The following is a 16,292-nucleotide window of genomic DNA, read 5'->3' as shown; positions in this document are numbered from 1 at the left end:
ACCCGTGCGCTGAAGCGCCTGAAAGGACGAGTATCATGAACACCCGACTGGTTCTGGCGCTGAGCGCCGTCATCGGCAGCGGCCTCGTCTCCGCGCTTCCCGCCAGTGCCCAGACGGCGCAGGCACGGACGCGGGAGATCGTCGTATTCGGCACCGATCCCTGCCCGCGCGCAACCGACGATGAAGTGGTGGTCTGCGCCCGCCGTCCGGAAAAGGATCGCTATCGCCTGCCCGAAGCGCTGCGCCCGGCCGATCCGCCGCAGCTCAGCACCAGCTGGGGGGTCCGCTCGAAGGAGCTAGCCACCATGGGGCAGACCGGCCCCGGCACCTGTTCGGGCGTCGGCCCGGGCGGTGACTTCGGCTGCGCCAACAAGGAAATCCTGCGCGGCGTCGCCGAGCGGCAGGAGCAGAACGCGCAGGACGAGCCGCCCCGCTAAGGCCTGATCGGGGGAGTGGCGGGCGCCCTGCCTAAGTCGCTCCCACCCAGCCCGCCGATGCCGCCACCGCACCGGGCATGGAACAGGGGTTCGCCCGCTTCCGTTACGGAGGCTGACAGGAGGAACCCACCCAATGCGCACCGATCCGAGCGCCGCGCTCACCATGCTGACCCGCCTCGGCTTCGCTTCGCGCGGATTGCTCTATCTCGTGATCGGGTTCCTGATCCTGCGCACCGGCCGCACCGAGGACACCAGCGGTGCCCTATCGGTGCTGGCGCAGGGCGGCGGCCGGATTCTGCTCGGACTGATGATCGCGGGCTTCCTCGCCTACGGGCTGTGGCGGTTGTCCGACGCCGCCTTCAACATCGAGCGGCACGAGCATGGCCGCAAGGGGCTCGCAGAGCGCGGCGGCGCGGCGGCTAGCGGCCTCGTCCACCTGTTCCTCGCCTGGCAGGCGGTGCGGCTGTTCCAGCACACCGGCGCCAGCTCCGGAAGCGGCGACAGCGGCGCGCAGGAGCAGGCGCAGACGGCGCTCTCGCTGCCCGGCGGCCAGCTGCTGCTGATCGTTGCCGGGCTTGCCCTGCTGGTGGTCGGCATCCTTCAGTTCAAGAAAGCGTGGCAGGCCGACTTCCTCAAGCATCTGGAGCCTGGCGTCGCCCACCAGCCGTGGGCCCGCTACACCGGGCAATCGGGCTATTCGGCACGCGGGGCGGTATTTTTGATTAGCGGTGCCTTCCTTGCCAGCGCCGGCTTCAAGCGCAAGGCGGGTGAAGCGGGCGGCATGGAAGAAGCGCTGACCTGGCTTTCCTCGCCATGGGACACGGTGGTCGCCCTCGGCCTGCTGTTGTTCGGCCTGTACTGTCTGATTGAAGCGCGCTTCCGGGTGATCAACGACGTCCCGGTCGGTGGACTGGCGCGCAAGGCGCGAAGCAAGCTGCCGGTCTGATTGAAGCTACAGCACGCAGGCGGTGACAATGGAACAACGATCCAAGGTCCCCGAACTCACCTTGTGGTTCTGGATCGTGAAGATCCTCGCGACCACCTTCGGAGAGACCGCCGGGGACACGGTCACCATGACCTGGCTGGGCGAGACTACGCCCGATGCGGCCGGCGCCGCCGTTAGCGGCTATCTGGTCGGAACCGCGATCTTCGGCCTGCCCCTGCTGCTGCTCGCTGCCATGCAGATTCGAGCACGCCAGTTCCACCCCGCGCTCTACTGGGCGACCATCATCGCCTCGACCACCTTCGGGACCACGCTCGCCGATTTCGCGACGCGGTCGATCGGACTTGGCTATCCCGGCGGTTCGATGCTGTTGCTCGCCCTCGTCATCGGCACGCTGCTGGCGTGGCGCGCGAGAGAGGGGAGGATCGCGGTCGATGACGTCCACGGGTTTCGTCCCGAACTCTTCTACTGGGCGACGATCACCTTTTCGCAGACGCTGGGGACCGCGCTAGGCGATTGGGTGGCCGACAGCGGGCCGGGCTATGCCGGAAGCGCACTGATCTTTGCGGTAATGCTCGGGCTGGTCGCCCTGCTGTGGTTCCGCACGAAGCTGCCGCGGCCAATGCTGTTCTGGGCTGCCTTCATCCTCACCCGGCCGCTCGGCGCCACCATTGGCGACTGGTTCGACAAGCCGCTTGCGAAAGGGGGGCTGGAAGTCAGCCGCCCGGTCGCCTCGCTGATCCTGCTGGCGGCAATCATCCTGCTGCTGTGGTGGCGCCCGCAGCGCGCCGGAAAACACGGCTAAGAGGCTATAAACAGGTAATAAGCTTGCCTCGGCGCAGGTAAGAACATATACCGAACGAATGGCGCAACTCGACACTCGCGAAAAGTTGGCGATCCTCGCGGATGCGGCCAAATATGATGCGAGTTGCGCGTCGTCGGGGACCTCCAAACGCAACAGCGTCGGCGGCAAGGGCATCGGTTCGACCGAGGGCATGGGCATCTGCCACGCCTATGCTCCCGATGGCCGCTGTATCTCGCTGCTGAAGATCCTGCTGACCAACAGCTGCATCTTCGACTGCCATTATTGCATCAACCGCAAGAGCTCGAACGTCCGCCGCGCGCGCTTCACGGCGCAGGAAGTCGTCAACCTCACCCTTGCCTTCTACAAGCGCAACTATATCGAGGGGCTGTTCCTCTCCTCGGGCATCATCGCCACCTCCAATTACACGATGGAGCAGCTGGTCGAGGTCGCGCGCAGCTTGCGCGAGGAACATGATTTTCGTGGTTACATCCACCTCAAGACCATTCCCGACGCCGATCCCGAACTGGTCCAGAAGGCGGGGCTGTACGCCGATCGCGTGTCGATCAACGTCGAACTGCCGACCGAGCCGGGCCTGAAGCGCCTCGCGCCGGAAAAGAGCGCCGGCCAGATCGAAGGGGCGATGCTCGGCATGAAGGGCGCGATCGAGGATGGGAAGGACGCCAAGAAGAAGTACAAGTCTGCGCCGACCTTCGCGCCGGCCGGTCAGTCGACGCAGATGATCGTCGGGGCCGATGCCGCGACCGACAGCGACATCGTTACCAAGGCCAGCACGCTCTACGATCGCTTCAGCCTGCGCCGGGTCTATTATTCGGCATTCTCGCCCATTCCGGACGCCAGCGCGGTCCTGCCGCTGCAGCGTCCGCCGCTGATGCGCGAACACCGGCTTTACCAGTCCGACTGGCTGATGCGTTTCTATGGCTTCAAGCCCGAGGAAGTGGTCAGCGCGGCCGAGCCCGACGGCATGCTGCCGCTCGACATCGACCCCAAGCTCGCCTGGGCACTCAAATATCGCGACTACTTCCCCGTCGACATCAACAAGGCGAGCAAGGAGCAGCTGCTGCGCGTTCCGGGGCTCGGCACCAAGGCGGTCGGCCGCATCCTCAGCTCGCGGCGATTCCGCACCTTCACCCTCGACGATGTGGCGCGGCTGACGGTCAGCGTGGCCAAGATCCGGCCCTTCATCGTCACCAGCGACTGGCGGCCGACCCTGCTCACCGACAAGGCCGACCTCAAGCGATGGATCAAGCCGGAGAAGAGCCAGCTCGAACTGTTCGCGGCCTGAGGCAACGCTGTCCTACATGAACCAGATAGGCTATTGCGGACGGGATGTCGGCTTGCTTCTGCCCACTTCGCTCCTTGCCTCACCTGACAAGCTTGCCTGAGAAAGTGGACGAAGTGGACGATATGCCTTTTGCGGCGTTTCTTCACGCATGAGCGACGCCAACGGCCGCAGCGGCAACCCAGCGGATTTGTTCGCGCCCGTCCATGGGGTCAGCGGCCACGCCGGGGTGCTGCTTCCTGACGGGCCGCAGATCGATCCGCTGAAGATCATCCTCGACGAACCCGACGACTTCGACGGCTGGCGCGATGCCGCGCGCGAACTCGTCATGGCCGGGGTGCCTCCGATGGGGGTCGTCTGGCAGGTTCGCGGCGAGGATGGCGAGCTGTTCGGAAACGAGGGTGCCGCGCCGCCGCCGTCCGGCAAGCCGATGTTCTCGGTGCCCAAGCCCTTCATCGACATGGCAAAGGCTGCAATCTGCCATTCCGACCCGCAGCGCTTTGCCTTGCTCTACGCCCTCCTGTGGAAGCTCAAGGCCAATCGCCGCGCATTGGAGGACCGGGCGGACCCGCTGGTCGACCGGCTCGAGAAGCTCGCCAAGGAAGTCCGCCGCGACGCGCACAAGATGCACGCCTTCGTCCGCTTCCGCGAAGTGGAGGAAGAGGGGGGCACCCGCTTCGTCGCCTTCTTCGAACCCGATCATCACATCGTCCGGCGCGAAGCCGGCTTCTTCGTCCGCCGCTTTGCGACCATGCGCTGGTCGATCCTTTCGCCTGAACTGTCGATCCACTGGGATCCAGCGACCGAGCGTCTGAGCGAGGGGCCGGGCGCGACCCGTGCCGAGGCGCCCGACGGCGACCCGCTCGAGGAAACGTGGCGGACCTATTACGCCAGCATCTTCAACCCCGCGCGCCTCAAGGTGAAGGCGATGCTGAAGGAGATGCCGAAGAAATATTGGCACAATATGCCTGAAACCGCGCTGGTGGCTCCGTTGATCGCAGGGGCGCGGGCACGGGAGCTGGAGATGATCGAACGAGCCCGGAATAACCTTGCCCCGTCGGCGGGCGTGCAGCCCGGCGGCAATGTCGAGGCGGCCTGGGCGGCGCTTCGCGAGGAGGCCATGAGCTGCACCCGCTGCGACCTGTTTCGCTGCGGGACCCAGACGGTGTTCGGGGAAGGGCCGCTCAACCCCAGCATCTTCTTCGTTGGCGAGCAGCCGGGCGATCAGGAGGATCTGGCCGGGCGTCCCTTCGTGGGGCCTGCCGGACAGCTGTTCGACGCAGCGCTGGAAAAGGCCGGGATCGATCGCGCGACCACTTACGTCACCAATGCGGTCAAGCATTTCAAATTCGTGCTGCGTGGCAAGAAGCGCATCCATTCCAAGCCCGACACCGCAGAGATCGACGCTTGCCGCTGGTGGCAGGAACAGGAACGCGCGCTGATCCGCCCGCCGCTGACCGTCGCGCTGGGGGCGACCGCGGCCCGCTCGCTGACGGGCAAGACGCTTACCATTACCAAGGCGCGCGAGGCGCCGTTGACGCTGGCGGACGGCAGCGAATGCTGGGTGACCGTCCACCCGAGCTTCCTTCTCCGCATCCCCGAGGAAGACCGCCGCCGTGAGGAGCGGGCGCGCTTCGTCGAGGATCTGGTGCGGATCAGGGACCGCGCTGCGGCGCTCGCCTAGAAGTCGGCCTTGAGGCTCAGCCGCGCGGTGCGCGGGGCGCCGGGCGCGATGTTGTTGTCGTTGTGCGCGGTCGGGAAATAGTCGCGGTTGGTGAGGTTCTCGACGTTCAGCTGCGCCTCGATGCCCGGCAGCAGCTTGTAATAGAGCGCTCCGTCGAGGCGGCTGTAGCCGGGCAGCACGGTGGCGGTGCTGACCGCGCCCGCCCCGCCGAGCGAGGCGAAGCTCTTCGACCGGGCAAGCAGGCCGAGCCCTGCCGCGAAATCGCGCGTCGCCTGATATTTGGTCCACAGCGAAAAGCTGTGCCTCGGCACCAGCGGCACGGCCCGGCCGGCCGGCGCCGCGGTGGTCGAACGGCGGATCTCGCTGTCCTGCCAAGCATAGCCCGCCGACACCTGCAGGCGCGAGGCGACACTGCGCTCAACGCCCAGCTCGAGCCCGCGGGTGCGGGTGGCGCCGGTCAGCAGGTTGGGCTGGCCAAGGACCGGGTTCGGCGCCTGCGTGTTCTTGCGGTCGAGCTGATAGATGGCGGCGGTCGCGAGAAGGCCGTCCAGCAGCTCCCACTTGGCGCCGGCCTCGATATTGTCGAACCGCTCGGGCTTCAGCGCGGCGGTGGTCTGGGTCAGGCCGCCATATTGGTCGCCCGACTGCGGCAGGAAGGACCGCGAATAGCCCGTGTAGATCGACAGCGTCTTGGTCGGCTTGAGCACCAGGCCGAAGCGCGGCGAGACCAGATTGTCGGTCCGGGCGAAGGTCGCGACCTCGGGCCGTTCATCGTCGACCTTGAGGTGGAAGCGGTCGAAGCGGAGGCCAGCGACCAGCTCCAGCCAGTCGGTGGGCTTGAGCTGCGTCTGCGCATAGGCCGCGCCGATCGTGGCCCGCGTATCATTGTCGACGTCGCTGGCGGCGCGGAAGAAGTCGATCCGCCGGGCAACGGTCGGGTTGGCGAGTGTCACGGTGCCGAGCGAGGGGGTGACCACCCCCGCCCCGTTGAGGAAGCGGCCCGACAGGCGCTGGTTGCGGCTCTGCTGCCGGCCAAGTTCGAACCCGAACAGCCAGGTCTGGTCGAACCCGGCGAGGTTGCCGTCCCACACGACGTCTGTCTGGCTGATCAGGTTCTGGCGATCGTTGCGGCTGCTGTAGGCACCGATCGCGACCGTGCCGGCGGCGCTGACCGCGGCGCTAGGATACACGTTCTCGTAGAACTTGTCGTAGTCGGCAAACTGCGTGCGATGGCGCAGCAGGAGGGTGTCGCTGAACTTGTGCTCGAACGCGGCGGTCGCGATCTGCACGTCCGCGTTGCTGGTGCTATTGGCGGGATCGCCGAAGAAGGCGCTGTCGAAGCCCTCGAGCGGACGGCCGGCGCGCGACGGAATACCGCGGTCGGTCGTGCGGCGGTCATGGAAATATTCGTACGACAGGTCGACGCGGGTGTCGGCACCGGGCTGCCAGCCGAGCGTCGGATTGATCCCGTAGCGCTTGATCTTGGTGAAATCGCGGAAGCTGTCGCCATGCTCCCACACGCCGTTGAGGCGAAGGCCGAGCGCGCCGGCCAGGCGCATGTTGTCGTCGGCGGTGAGGCGCGTGCCGCCTTCGCTGTCGTGGCTGATGATGAACTGGCGGTCGTTGGTGAGGCCGGCGCGCTTGGTGACGCGGTTGATGACCCCGCCGCCGCCGCCGCGGCCGAAGATCATCGCGTTGGGGCCCTTCAGCACCTCGACACGGTCGAGATTGTAGAAGTCGCGGAAATATTGCGCGTCGTCGCGCAACCCGTCGACGAAGAAGTCGGCGGTCGTGTTGTTGCCGCGCAGCGTCAACTGGTCGCGGTTCGCCTCTCCGGTGCCGGGGGTCGCGCCCGGGACGAACATCAGGAGGTCGCCGACCGAACGGAGCGACTGGTCCTCGATCTGCGCTTCGGACACGATCGACATGGCCTGGGGGATATTGCGGACCGCCGTGTTGGTCTTGGTCCCGGTAATCGTGGTCTTGACCCCATATTCCTCGCGACTGCCGGTCACGACGACGACCTGCGCCGCGTCCTGCCCAGCCGCGGCGTCACCAACCGCGATTTCGGCCGGCGCGGCGAGTGTGGCGGTGCCGGGGACGATGACGAGGGTTGCGCCAGCAAGGGCGCGAGCAAGGCTACGCACGGGTGAAATCCTCTGGAAAGCGGGATCGTTTCGCTGAGCTCTTGCTAAAGCTAATGAGAGTTATTCGCAACAACCCGGCCGGGATGATCGGGATTGTTCATCACCGACGGGCGTCCAATCGGTTTTGCCTTATTCGGCGGCGAGGAGCTGTTCGGCCCCGCCAAGATCGACCGAGACGATCCGGCTCACGCCCTTCTCCACCATCGTCACTCCGAACAGGCGGTGCATGCGGCTCATGGTCACGGCATTGTGGGTGACGATAAGGTAGCGGGTGTCGGTCTCCGCGGTCATGCGGACGAGTAGGTCGCAGAAGCGTTCGACGTTGGCATCGTCGAGGGGTGCGTCCACTTCGTCCAGGACGCAGATGGGCGAAGGGCGGGTGAGGAACAGGGCGAAGATGAGCGCGACCGCGGTCAGTGCCTGTTCGCCGCCCGACAGCAGCGAGAGCGAGGAAAGTTTCTTGCCCGGCGGCTGGGCCATGATCTCCAGCCCCGCTTCCAGCGGATCATCGCTGTCGATCAGCGCGAGATGCGCCTGTCCGCCGTCGAACAGGGTGGTGAACAGGCTGCGGAAGTGGCGGTCGACCGCTTCGAACGCCGCAAGGAGGCGGACCCGGCCTTCGCGGTTGAGGCTGCCGATCGAGCCGCGCAGGCGAATAATCGCCTCATGCAATTCGTCGCGTTCAGCGGCGCCCTGAAGCCGGCTTTGTTCGAGTTCGGCAAGCTCCTGCTCGGCAACCAGGTTGACCGGTCCGATTCGCTCGCGCTCGGCCGTGGCGCGCTCGAGCGCCTGGCTTTCGTCGGTCGCGGCAGCAAGGTCGGCGGGGTCGAAGCCGAGCTTGGCCGGAAGGAGCGGCGGCGGGCATTCGAACTTCTCGCCGCAGACCCGGCCATATTCGATGCGCCGGGCGACCTGCGCTTCGGCGCGGGCGGCGGCCGCGGCGCGGCGCTCGCGGGCGCCCGCCATGGCTTCGTTAGCGCGGGCAAGGGCAGCGCCAGCGGCCGACAGCGCGTCCTCGGCCTCACGTTCGGCGGCGAGCGCGGCGCCGAGCAGGGCGCCCGAACTGGCCGCGGCCTGTTCGATGCGGGCGACCTCGCCGGTGAGGCGGGCGGGTTCAGTCTCCAGCGCCCTGCGTTCGGCCGACAGGCGGTCGGCGCGGGTGGCGACGTCGTCGATCCGGCGAGCGGCCGCAGCGGCCCGCTCGCGCCACGCGGCCTGTTCGCCCGCCGCAGCAAGCTGGCGCTCGCGATCGGTGGCGGCAGCGCGGGCCGCGGTGGCGAGGTCGGCGCGGCGTTCGGCAAGGAGACGACCCCGTTCGGCCGCCGCGGCCCGAGCCTCGGCGACTTCACTGGCAAGGAGGTCTTCGGCAGGAAGCGCGGTATGGGTGGCCTCGGCTTCGCCGACGGCGCTCGTGGCGGCAGCAAGGACCGGCGCGAGTTCGTCCATCCGCGTGGTCAGCGCGTGACGCTGCTGACCCTGCCGCTCGAGGGCGGCGGCCGCCGCATCCTCGTCGCGCCGGGCCTGGCGGAGCCTTGCTTCGGCCGCGGTGAAGGCGGCGCGGGCGGTATCGACAGCGCGCGCCGCAATGGTTGTCCTCGTCACGGCCTGCTCCTGCTCGGCCTTTGCTGAGTCGAGCGCGGCCTGAAGCGCCGGAAGCTCTGCCCGGAGCGCGGTGAGCCGGTTGACCCGTTCAAGCCGGTCCGCGGCCGCCGACCCGCTGCCCTTGCTGACGAACCCATCCCAGCGGCGAAGATGTCCAGCGCGGGTGACGAGGCGCTGGCCGACACCGAGCAATTGGCCCTCGTCGACCTCGGCGACCCCGATCTGGGCGAGGCGGCGAGCAAGTTCGGCGGGGGCATCGACATGGTCGGCAAGGGAGGCGAGGCCGGCGGGGAGGGGCGGGTCGGTTGCGCCCGGCGGAGTGCCGGTCCAGCCACGATCGCCCACGGAGCCGAGCGGTGCGCCCAGATCCTCGCCAAGTGCAGCGGCAAGCGCTTTCTCGTAACCGGGTGCAACCGTGAGCAAGGCCAGCAGGCCGCGGCCGGGAGCCGCGCCAAGCGCCCGGTCGAGCGCGGCAATCTCGCTGCTGGCGGCAGCATGAGCGGTGCGGGCTTGGGCCAAGCGGAGATCGACGCCCTCGCGCGCCATTGCCGCTTCCGACCGCTCCTTTTCCGCAGCGGCGATGGCTTTTTCTGCCCGCGCACTCTCCGCGGTCAGGTCCGCGACTGTCTTGCGGGCGCGTTCGAGAGCCGTGCTCCCCGCTTCGCTCGAGCCCAGTGCATCGAGCGACCGCGTCAGCCCGTCGCGCTCCTGGGTGAGACGGACGAGGTGGCTGCGCGCGGCATTGAGCGCGGCGATCGCGACCTGGCGTTCGGCCCGAAGCGCGGCTTCGCGGGTGAGGAGGCCGGCAAGCGCGGCTTCGGCGGCACGATTGGTATCCTCGGCCCGGGCCAGCGCGAGGACGAGGGCGGTCTGGCGCTCCTCACCCGTGGCGAGGCGGGCGGCGATCGCCTTCATTTCGGCAACCAAGGCCTCGGTCGCGGTCCCCGCATCGGCGGCCAGCGCGGCCTCGCGGTCGCGTTCCTGGGCCAGTTGCCCTGACAAGCGGCCGAGCTCGACCAGCCGGCGCCGCGCGGTGTCGAGGGCGGCGCGGGCGGTCGCAAGACGATGCGCAAGCTCCTGGCCTTCTTCGCGCGCGCGTGTCGCGGCGTTCCGGCGCTCGGAAACCAGGGCGGCAGCGGCTCCCTGCGCTTCCTGTGCGGCCTCAAGCGCACGGGTCAGCGATGCGACTTCGGCCATCGCCGCGTCGGCTTCCTTGCCGGCGGCGACGGCGGCGGCCTCGGCCTCGGCCCAGCGGCTGAATAGCAAGCGACCTTCGGCCAGCCGGATGCGGTCGGTCAGCGCGCGATAGCGTTCGGCCGCGCGGGCCTGACGCTTCAGCGCGGCGACGCGCTGTTCCTGGTCGCCGAGCAATTCGTCGAGCCGCTGGAGATTGGCTTCGGTCGCGCGCAGCTTGGTTTCGGCGTCCTTGCGGCGGACGTGAAGGCCGGCGATGCCCGCGGCCTCCTCGAGCATCTGGCGACGCTCGGCCGGGCGGGCGGCGATCATCGCCCCGATCCGCCCCTGGCTGACGAGGGCTGGGGAGTGGGCGCCGGTCGCCGCGTCGGCGAACAGCAGGGCGACGTCCTTCTGGCGGACGTCGCGCCCGTCGATCCGATAGGCCGATCCGGCGCCGCGTTCGATCCGGCGGGTGACCTCGCTTTCGCCTTCGGGCCCACGATCGATGAGCAGCGACACTTCGGCGAAGTCGCGCGCCGGCCGGCTGGCGGTGCCGGCGAAGATAACATCCTCCATCCCCCCGCCGCGCAGAGACTTGGGGCTGCCTTCGCCCATCACCCAGCGCAGCGCCTCGAGGAGGTTCGACTTGCCGCAGCCGTTGGGGCCGACGACGCCCGTCAGCCCCGGTTCGATCCTGAGGTCAGCCGGTTCGACGAAGCTCTTGAAGCCGGTCAGGACTAGGCGGCGGAACCGCATGATGGCTTGTCGTCACTCCCCCCGCAGCGTTGACGTGGCCCCGCTGTTATTGCGCGGCCTTGATCGCGGCCTCGACGCCCTGCCACGTGTCCTGGCCCGCCTGGCCCTTCACGACCTCGCCGTTGACGAGGAAGGTCGGCGTGCCCGGAATGTCGTAGGACGAGGAAGCGTCGCTGTTCATCTGGACGATGCGATCGATCTCGGCCTGGTTGGCGAGGCACTGGCTGGTCTTGGCGGAGGGCAGGCCGCGCTGCGCCGCCCATTCCTGGACGCCGGCATATTCGGCCATCTTCGCGAACTGCTGCGCCGGGGTCATGCTCTGCAGCGCGGTCAACTGCGCTTCGGGGACCGCCTGGATGCGGTCGAAGAAGCTCTTCTGATCGGCATACATGCCGTCGGTCAGCGTGAAGAATTGCGGGGTCGCGCCGGCGCAACGCGTGATCAGCGACATGGTGATATCTAGCGGATCACGCACGAAATTGCGGAATTCGAAGCTGACGTTGCCGGTCTTGACGTAATTGTTGATCAGCTTGGGCTGGTCCTTTTCCGCGAACTCGGCGCAGTGCGGGCAGGTCAGCGAGCCGAACTCGACGACCTTCACTTTGGCCTGCGGGTTGCCCATCAGCATTCCGCCCTCAGTGGTCTGCGAGACGAGCTTGGACCAGTCGCCATTGGGCGCCTGCACCGGGGCCGCGGCGGGATTGTCGTTCTGCGCGGCGGGCTGCTGCTTGCAGGCGGTGGTGCCGAGGACTGCCAGGCTGGCGACAACGGCGAGGGTGAGCTTCTTCATACGTCCTGATCACTCCGGGAAATACGCGGTTTGAGGGAGAAAGGGGCAGGGACAATAGCCGGAGGGCCTTCGGCCGCGGCGATCTTGCCGGCAAGGCTTTCGAGCATGGTGCGAAGCTCCGCGTCCGGGATTTCGCGCAGGCCCTGGCCAAGTTCGCGCGGGACGGGTGCAGGCTTGGGCCGCTCCGGCCGCGGCGCCGGCCGCGCCCGCGTGCCCTGGCGGAACACCACCTTCACCACGGCTTCGTAGCCGAAGAAGGCGTTGACCCGCTCCATGATCATCGGCGCCAGGTGCTGCAGCAAAGGCGCGTGGGCGCCGTCGACGGCGAGCGTCAGGGTCCCGCCGCTCTTGCGGCCGGTCGGAAAGCGGATCGATTCGGGGGTCGAGACCTTGGCGTAGCGTTCGCCGACGATCTCGGTCCAGCGCGATACGACTGCGCCCTGGACGAAGCCGAAGCGCTTGAAGGCAAGCCCACCGATGTCGAGCGCAAGCTCACCCGCGGCGCGGGCGCGACCCTGGCGCGGCGCTTCCTTGGGCTCGGGCTTTTTCTTCGACATCGCGGGCAGCCATGCCATAGGCCGCGCATGGACGCTACCGCGGCGAGCCTGCTGCTCGACCATCATGCCCGCAATGCCCGCGACCTGCCGTGGCGTACCAGCCCGCGCGATCCCTATCGCACCTGGCTGAGCGAGGTGATGCTGCAGCAGACGACAGTGGCGACGGTGACCCCGCGTTTCCTCCGCTTCGTGGAGCGCTGGCCGACGGTCGAAGCGCTCGCGGGGGCGGCCGACGAGGAGATCCTCGGCGAGTGGGCGGGGCTTGGCTATTATGCTCGCGCCCGCAACCTCATCGCCTGCGCCCGCGAAGTGGCTTTGCGGGGAAGCTTTCCGCGCTCCGAGGCTGAGCTGCGCAAGCTTCCGGGGCTTGGTGCCTATACAGCGGCGGCGGTGGCGGCGATCGCCTTTGGCGAGGATGCGGTGGCGATCGACACCAATGTCGAGCGGGTTGCGGCGCGGGTGTTCGGGATTGCCGACCGGCAGGCGGCAGGCGAGGCCGCTCGCGGCTGGTTCCCCGAGGGCCGCCATGGCGACTTTGCCGAAGCGCTGATGGATCTGGGCTCCGCGATCTGCCGGCCGAAGGCGCCGAACTGCGCCGCCTGCCCGATTTCGAGCGCATGCACGGCGTTCGCCCTCGGTACGCCCGAGGCCTTTCCCGCGCCCAAGGTGAAGAAGGAGCGGCCGCATCGCTTCGGAATCGCCTGGTGGATCCGACGGGGCGGGGACGTGTGGCTGGTCCGGCGGCCGGCAAAGGGACTGCTCGGCGGAATGGCGGCGCTGCCCGGGCCTGAATGGAGCGACCAGCGCCCGACGGTGAACCCGGTCGCCATCCACCGCCATGGCTTTACGCATTTCACGCTTGACCTGATGGTCGTGCCCGCCGCCGAACCGCCGGAAGGCGAGGGCTGGTGGCAGGATCTGTCACACCTCGGGTCGGCCGGTTTGCCGACGCTTTACCGCCGCGCTGCCCAGGCCGCGCTGGCCGCCGAACGGGAGCCGCGACTTGCCGCCTGATGTATTCTTTGCCGGGCCGGGCCTCGACCGCGCCGATGCGTTGCGGGGCGAGCCTGCGCGGCTGGAGGAATTCGCGCAGTCACCCGACGCGCGGCAACTGGTGTGGGACGGCGGGCTTCCCGCGCTCGACGCCGAGGGGCGGCTGTGCTGGGAGCTGGTTACCGACCCGGCGCTGTTCCTCGGTCTCGACGGGGACCGCCCGCGCTTTTCGCCGGTCGCGGCTGGCGGCGGTGATCTCAGGGCCCAGTTCGGTGCGCTGGGCTATCTGTCGGCAACCGAGGCGCCGCTGTTCGCCGCCGCGACCAGCCTTGCCAGCTGGCACCGGCGGCACGGCTTCTGCGCCAATTGCGGCCAGCCGAGCGGCATCGTGCGCGGGGGCTGGTCGCGGCAATGCGGGGCGTGCGGGACTGAACATTATCCGCGGGTCGATCCAGTCGTTATCATGCTTGCGACGCACGAGGGCCGCGTGTTGCTGGGCCGCCAGCCGCGCTTTCCCCCGCAGCGTTATTCTGCGCTGGCTGGGTTCGTCGAAGTCGGCGAAAGCCTCGAGGCGGCGGTGGCGCGCGAATTGTTCGAGGAATCGGGCGTTCGCGTCAGCGGTGTGCGCTACGTCGCGAGCCAGCCCTGGCCGTTCCCGTCCTCGCTGATGATCGCCTGCACCGCCGAAGCGGCGTACGACGCGCTGACGATCGATCACACCGAGCTTGAAGACGCGCGCTGGTTCAGCCGGGACGAGGTCGCGGCGGCGATGGCAGGCGCGCAAGGGGCGAGCTTCGCGGCACCGCCGCCGTTCGCGATCGCTCATAGCCTGCTCGCCCACTGGCTGAACGCTTGAAGAAGCGCCGAGCCGCCTCTAAAGAGCGCCGGAAATCCCCTCCGATCGGACTGAAAAAGACCTTCCATGCAGGACAATAACAACACCATCGCCGGCTGGGTTCTGTTCGCCGGGATCGTCGCTCTGGGCGGCACCCTCGCTACCGGCATCGCTTTCAAGAGCGAGCGGCCGGAGAAGATGGGCTATCCGATCGAGGGCGTGGTCGAGGAAGGCGGCGCCGGCGCCGCCGAAGCCGAACAGCCGATCGAATTCTACCTTGCCAGCGCCGACGTCGCCAAGGGCGCGGAAGTGTTCAAGAAGTGCCAGGCCTGCCACAATGTCGAGCAGGGCGGCGCCAACGGCCTCGGGCCCAATCTCTATCACGTGGTCGGTGAGCCGGTCGGCAAGGGCCGCGGCTTTGCCTGGTCGGACGCGCTTGCGGGCCACGGCGGCACCTGGGACTGGAAGACCCTCGGCGAGTGGCTGGCCAACCCCAAGAAGTTCGCCCCGGGCACCAAGATGACCTTCGCCGGCCTCAGCAACCCGCAGGACCGCGCCAACGTCATCGCCTATCTCAATTCCAACAGCCCCGCACCGCTGCCGCTTCCGGCAGCGCCGGCCGCGACCGCCGCGGGTGCGGCGCCCGACAAGGCGGCTGCGGAGGCCGATGACGTCGGCGCGCAGAAGGCCGAGAACGAGCCGGTGCTGACCGAGCAGGAAGCCCAGAAGGGCGGCATGGCCAATGTCCGCGGCGAAGGCGCCCCGAAGGTCAGCGCGCCGGGCACGACGGCGACCCCGGCCGAGAAGAAGTAAGGGTGACGGCGGGGCCAGCCGGCGCCGCCCTCCTCGACGAGCTTTGCGCGCCGCTTACGCCCGAGCGGGCCGGCGCCCTCCGCACCGTGTACCGCCTGGTCCGCGACGCCATGCCTGAAGGCTATGAGGAAGCGGTCAGCGGGCGGATGATCTGCTGGTCGGTGCCGCTCGCCCGCTTTCCCAAGACCTACAACAAGCAGCCGCTGATGTTCGCCGCGCTGGCCGCGACCAAGGGGCACAATGCTCTGCACCTGCCGCTTCTCTACATGAGCCCGGCGCACGACGCGGTGTTCCGAAAGGCCTATGCCGACGCCGGGCAGAAGCTCGACATGGGCAAGGGATGCGTACGCTTCACCAGGGCCGAGGCACTGAACGAGGCGGCGATCGCCCAAGCCATCGCCGCCATGCCGGTCGAGCAGTTCCTTGCGACCTACGAGGCCGCGCGGGCCGGAGCTTCTTCCGCGGCGTAGTAGTCGCAGACGTGCGCCCAGCCTTCTTCGGCGGTCTCGCACCAGGTGATGAGATCGAGGTCGCGTTCGGAGATGACGCCTTCCTCGACCAGCGCCTCGAAGTTCACCACGCGCTCCCAGAACTCGCGTCCGTAGAGGAGGATGGGGAGCGGGCGGACCTTGCCGGTCTGGATCAGGGTCAGCAGTTCGAACATCTCGTCGAAGGTCCCGAACCCGCCCGGGAACACCGCCACCGCGCGGGCGCGCAGGAGGAAATGCATCTTGCGCAGCGCGAAATAGTGGAACTGGAAGCTCAGCGACGGGGTCACGTAGGGATTGGGCAGCTGTTCGTGCGGAAGCACGATGTTGAGGCCGATGCTTTCCGCGCCGACGTCCTGCGCGCCGCGGTTGGCGGCTTCCATGAACGAGGGACCGCCGCCCGAGCAGACGACGAAGTGGCGCAGGCCGTCTTCGGCCCGGTCGGTCTTGCTGACCAGCTGCGCAAGCTCACGCGCGACGTCGTAATAATGTGACTTGGCGACGAGGCGCTCGGCGATGAGCTTCTCCTTGTCGGTCTTGGCATGGGCGAGGACGGCCTTGGCCTTTTCGGGTTCGGGCACGCGGGCCGAACCGTAGAACACGAAGGTGGAGCCGATCTGCTGTTCGTCGAGGAACAGTTCGGGCTTCAGCAGCTCGAGTTGGAAGCGGACAGGCCTGAGGTCCGGACGAAGAAGAAAGTCCTTGTCCTGGAACGCGAGCTGATAGGCGGGATCCTCGGTCTGGGGCGAGGACGGGATGTGCTTGGCGGCTTCGGCGTCGCGCTTGGCATCGGGGAAGATGCGCTTTGGGGGTACTGGATCAGTCATAAGCGGTCGCGCTTAGCCGAGGTGGCCGCGCAACCCAAGAACTTAGGTTGGTTGCCGGCGCGACTCGGTGCGGTTTGCGGTTCTGGATCACCGCCAAGGCAACCGGCCGCTGGTGCGCGTCAGGCCTCATCTGCAAGGC

The 16,292-nt window shown here is 68.1% G+C and carries 14 protein-coding genes; 9 read left to right on the top strand and 5 right to left on the bottom strand.

Annotated elements, in window-relative coordinates; genetic code table 11:
- Positions 1-35: 35 nt before the first annotated feature.
- The 5 genes from ABD729_RS00945 (at position 36) to ABD729_RS00925 (ending at position 5,169) form a co-directional block, all read left to right on the top strand.
- A complete protein-coding gene (locus ABD729_RS00945) occupies positions 36-437 on the top strand; it encodes a hypothetical protein (RefSeq protein ID WP_344708286.1) in 402 nt (133 codons plus the stop codon).
- Between the two features lie 133 nt (positions 438-570).
- Positions 571-1,383 (top strand): DUF1206 domain-containing protein, encoded by an 813-nt coding sequence (locus ABD729_RS00940; RefSeq protein ID WP_344708285.1) that lies wholly within the window; start codon positions 571-573, stop codon positions 1,381-1,383.
- 28 nt (positions 1,384-1,411) lie between these two features.
- Positions 1,412-2,185, top strand: coding sequence for a COG4705 family protein (locus ABD729_RS00935; RefSeq protein WP_344708284.1), 774 nt, complete (start codon positions 1,412-1,414; stop codon positions 2,183-2,185).
- A gap of 58 nt (positions 2,186-2,243) precedes the next feature.
- On the top strand, positions 2,244-3,488 hold the full coding sequence (locus ABD729_RS00930; RefSeq protein WP_344708283.1) for a putative DNA modification/repair radical SAM protein: 1,245 nt from the start codon (positions 2,244-2,246) through the stop codon (positions 3,486-3,488).
- A gap of 148 nt (positions 3,489-3,636) precedes the next feature.
- Positions 3,637-5,169, top strand: coding sequence for a UdgX family uracil-DNA binding protein (locus ABD729_RS00925; protein ID WP_344708282.1), 1,533 nt, complete (start codon positions 3,637-3,639; stop codon positions 5,167-5,169).
- On the opposite strand, the gene ABD729_RS00920 is transcribed toward ABD729_RS00925, so the two are convergent.
- The 4 genes from ABD729_RS00920 to ABD729_RS00905 form a co-directional block, all read right to left on the bottom strand.
- Positions 5,166-7,316: a TonB-dependent receptor gene (locus ABD729_RS00920; RefSeq protein ID WP_344708281.1), complete on the bottom strand. Its 2,151-nt coding sequence runs from the start codon at positions 7,314-7,316 to the stop codon at positions 5,166-5,168. The genes ABD729_RS00925 and ABD729_RS00920 overlap by 4 nt on opposite strands.
- Before the next feature lie 129 nt (positions 7,317-7,445).
- Complete coding sequence (locus tag ABD729_RS00915; RefSeq protein ID WP_344708280.1) at positions 7,446-10,850, bottom strand: chromosome segregation SMC family protein; 3,405 nt, start codon at positions 10,848-10,850, stop codon at positions 7,446-7,448.
- Between the two features lie 46 nt (positions 10,851-10,896).
- A complete protein-coding gene (locus ABD729_RS00910) occupies positions 10,897-11,640 on the bottom strand; it encodes a DsbA family protein (RefSeq protein WP_344708279.1) in 744 nt (247 codons plus the stop codon).
- Entirely contained in the window at positions 11,637-12,215 is a 579-nt protein-coding gene (locus ABD729_RS00905) for a DUF721 domain-containing protein (RefSeq protein ID WP_344708278.1), read from the bottom strand. Before ABD729_RS00905 ends, ABD729_RS00910 begins: the two co-directional genes overlap by 4 nt.
- A gap of 9 nt (positions 12,216-12,224) precedes the next feature.
- Here ABD729_RS00905 and ABD729_RS00900 point away from each other — a divergent pair, with 9 nt between their 5' ends.
- The 4 genes from ABD729_RS00900 (at position 12,225) to ABD729_RS00885 (ending at position 15,308) form a co-directional block, all read left to right on the top strand.
- On the top strand, positions 12,225-13,211 hold the full coding sequence (locus ABD729_RS00900; RefSeq protein WP_344708277.1) for an A/G-specific adenine glycosylase: 987 nt from the start codon (positions 12,225-12,227) through the stop codon (positions 13,209-13,211).
- Entirely contained in the window at positions 13,201-14,046 is an 846-nt protein-coding gene (gene nudC, locus ABD729_RS00895) for an NAD(+) diphosphatase (RefSeq protein ID WP_344708276.1), read from the top strand. The genes ABD729_RS00900 and nudC overlap by 11 nt, the downstream gene beginning before the upstream one ends.
- Positions 14,047-14,112: 66 nt before the next feature.
- Positions 14,113-14,838, top strand: a complete 726-nt coding sequence (locus tag ABD729_RS00890; protein ID WP_344708275.1) for a c-type cytochrome — start codon at positions 14,113-14,115, stop codon at positions 14,836-14,838.
- A gap of 2 nt (positions 14,839-14,840) precedes the next feature.
- A complete protein-coding gene (locus ABD729_RS00885) occupies positions 14,841-15,308 on the top strand; it encodes a DUF1801 domain-containing protein (RefSeq protein ID WP_344708274.1) in 468 nt (155 codons plus the stop codon).
- Here the strand turns inward: ABD729_RS00885 and ABD729_RS00880 are convergent.
- A complete protein-coding gene (locus tag ABD729_RS00880) occupies positions 15,269-16,153 on the bottom strand; it encodes an LOG family protein (protein ID WP_344708273.1) in 885 nt (294 codons plus the stop codon). The genes ABD729_RS00885 and ABD729_RS00880 overlap by 40 nt on opposite strands.
- Between the last annotated feature and the right edge of the window lie 139 nt (positions 16,154-16,292).

It is taken from the genome of Sphingomonas humi, from assembly GCF_039536725.1.
Classification (GTDB): domain Bacteria; phylum Pseudomonadota; class Alphaproteobacteria; order Sphingomonadales; family Sphingomonadaceae; genus Sphingomicrobium; species Sphingomicrobium humi.
This window is presented reverse-complemented; position numbering and strand designations above follow the sequence as displayed.

Coding starts and splice junctions, on each gene's coding strand:
- ABD729_RS00945 (WP_344708286.1), top strand. CDS start 36: ATGAACACCCGACTGGTTCTGGCGCTGAGCGCCGTCATCGGCAGCGGC.
- ABD729_RS00890 (WP_344708275.1), top strand. CDS start 14,113: ATGCAGGACAATAACAACACCATCGCCGGCTGGGTTCTGTTCGCCGGG.
- ABD729_RS00940 (WP_344708285.1), top strand. CDS start 571: ATGCGCACCGATCCGAGCGCCGCGCTCACCATGCTGACCCGCCTCGGC.
- ABD729_RS00925 (WP_344708282.1), top strand. CDS start 3,637: ATGAGCGACGCCAACGGCCGCAGCGGCAACCCAGCGGATTTGTTCGCG.
- ABD729_RS00910 (WP_344708279.1), bottom strand. CDS start 11,640: ATGAAGAAGCTCACCCTCGCCGTTGTCGCCAGCCTGGCAGTCCTCGGC.
- ABD729_RS00900 (WP_344708277.1), top strand. CDS start 12,225: ATGGACGCTACCGCGGCGAGCCTGCTGCTCGACCATCATGCCCGCAAT.
- ABD729_RS00935 (WP_344708284.1), top strand. CDS start 1,412: ATGGAACAACGATCCAAGGTCCCCGAACTCACCTTGTGGTTCTGGATC.
- ABD729_RS00915 (WP_344708280.1), bottom strand. CDS start 10,850: ATGCGGTTCCGCCGCCTAGTCCTGACCGGCTTCAAGAGCTTCGTCGAA.
- ABD729_RS00905 (WP_344708278.1), bottom strand. CDS start 12,215: ATGGCATGGCTGCCCGCGATGTCGAAGAAAAAGCCCGAGCCCAAGGAA.
- ABD729_RS00880 (WP_344708273.1), bottom strand. CDS start 16,153: ATGACTGATCCAGTACCCCCAAAGCGCATCTTCCCCGATGCCAAGCGC.
- ABD729_RS00930 (WP_344708283.1), top strand. CDS start 2,244: ATGGCGCAACTCGACACTCGCGAAAAGTTGGCGATCCTCGCGGATGCG.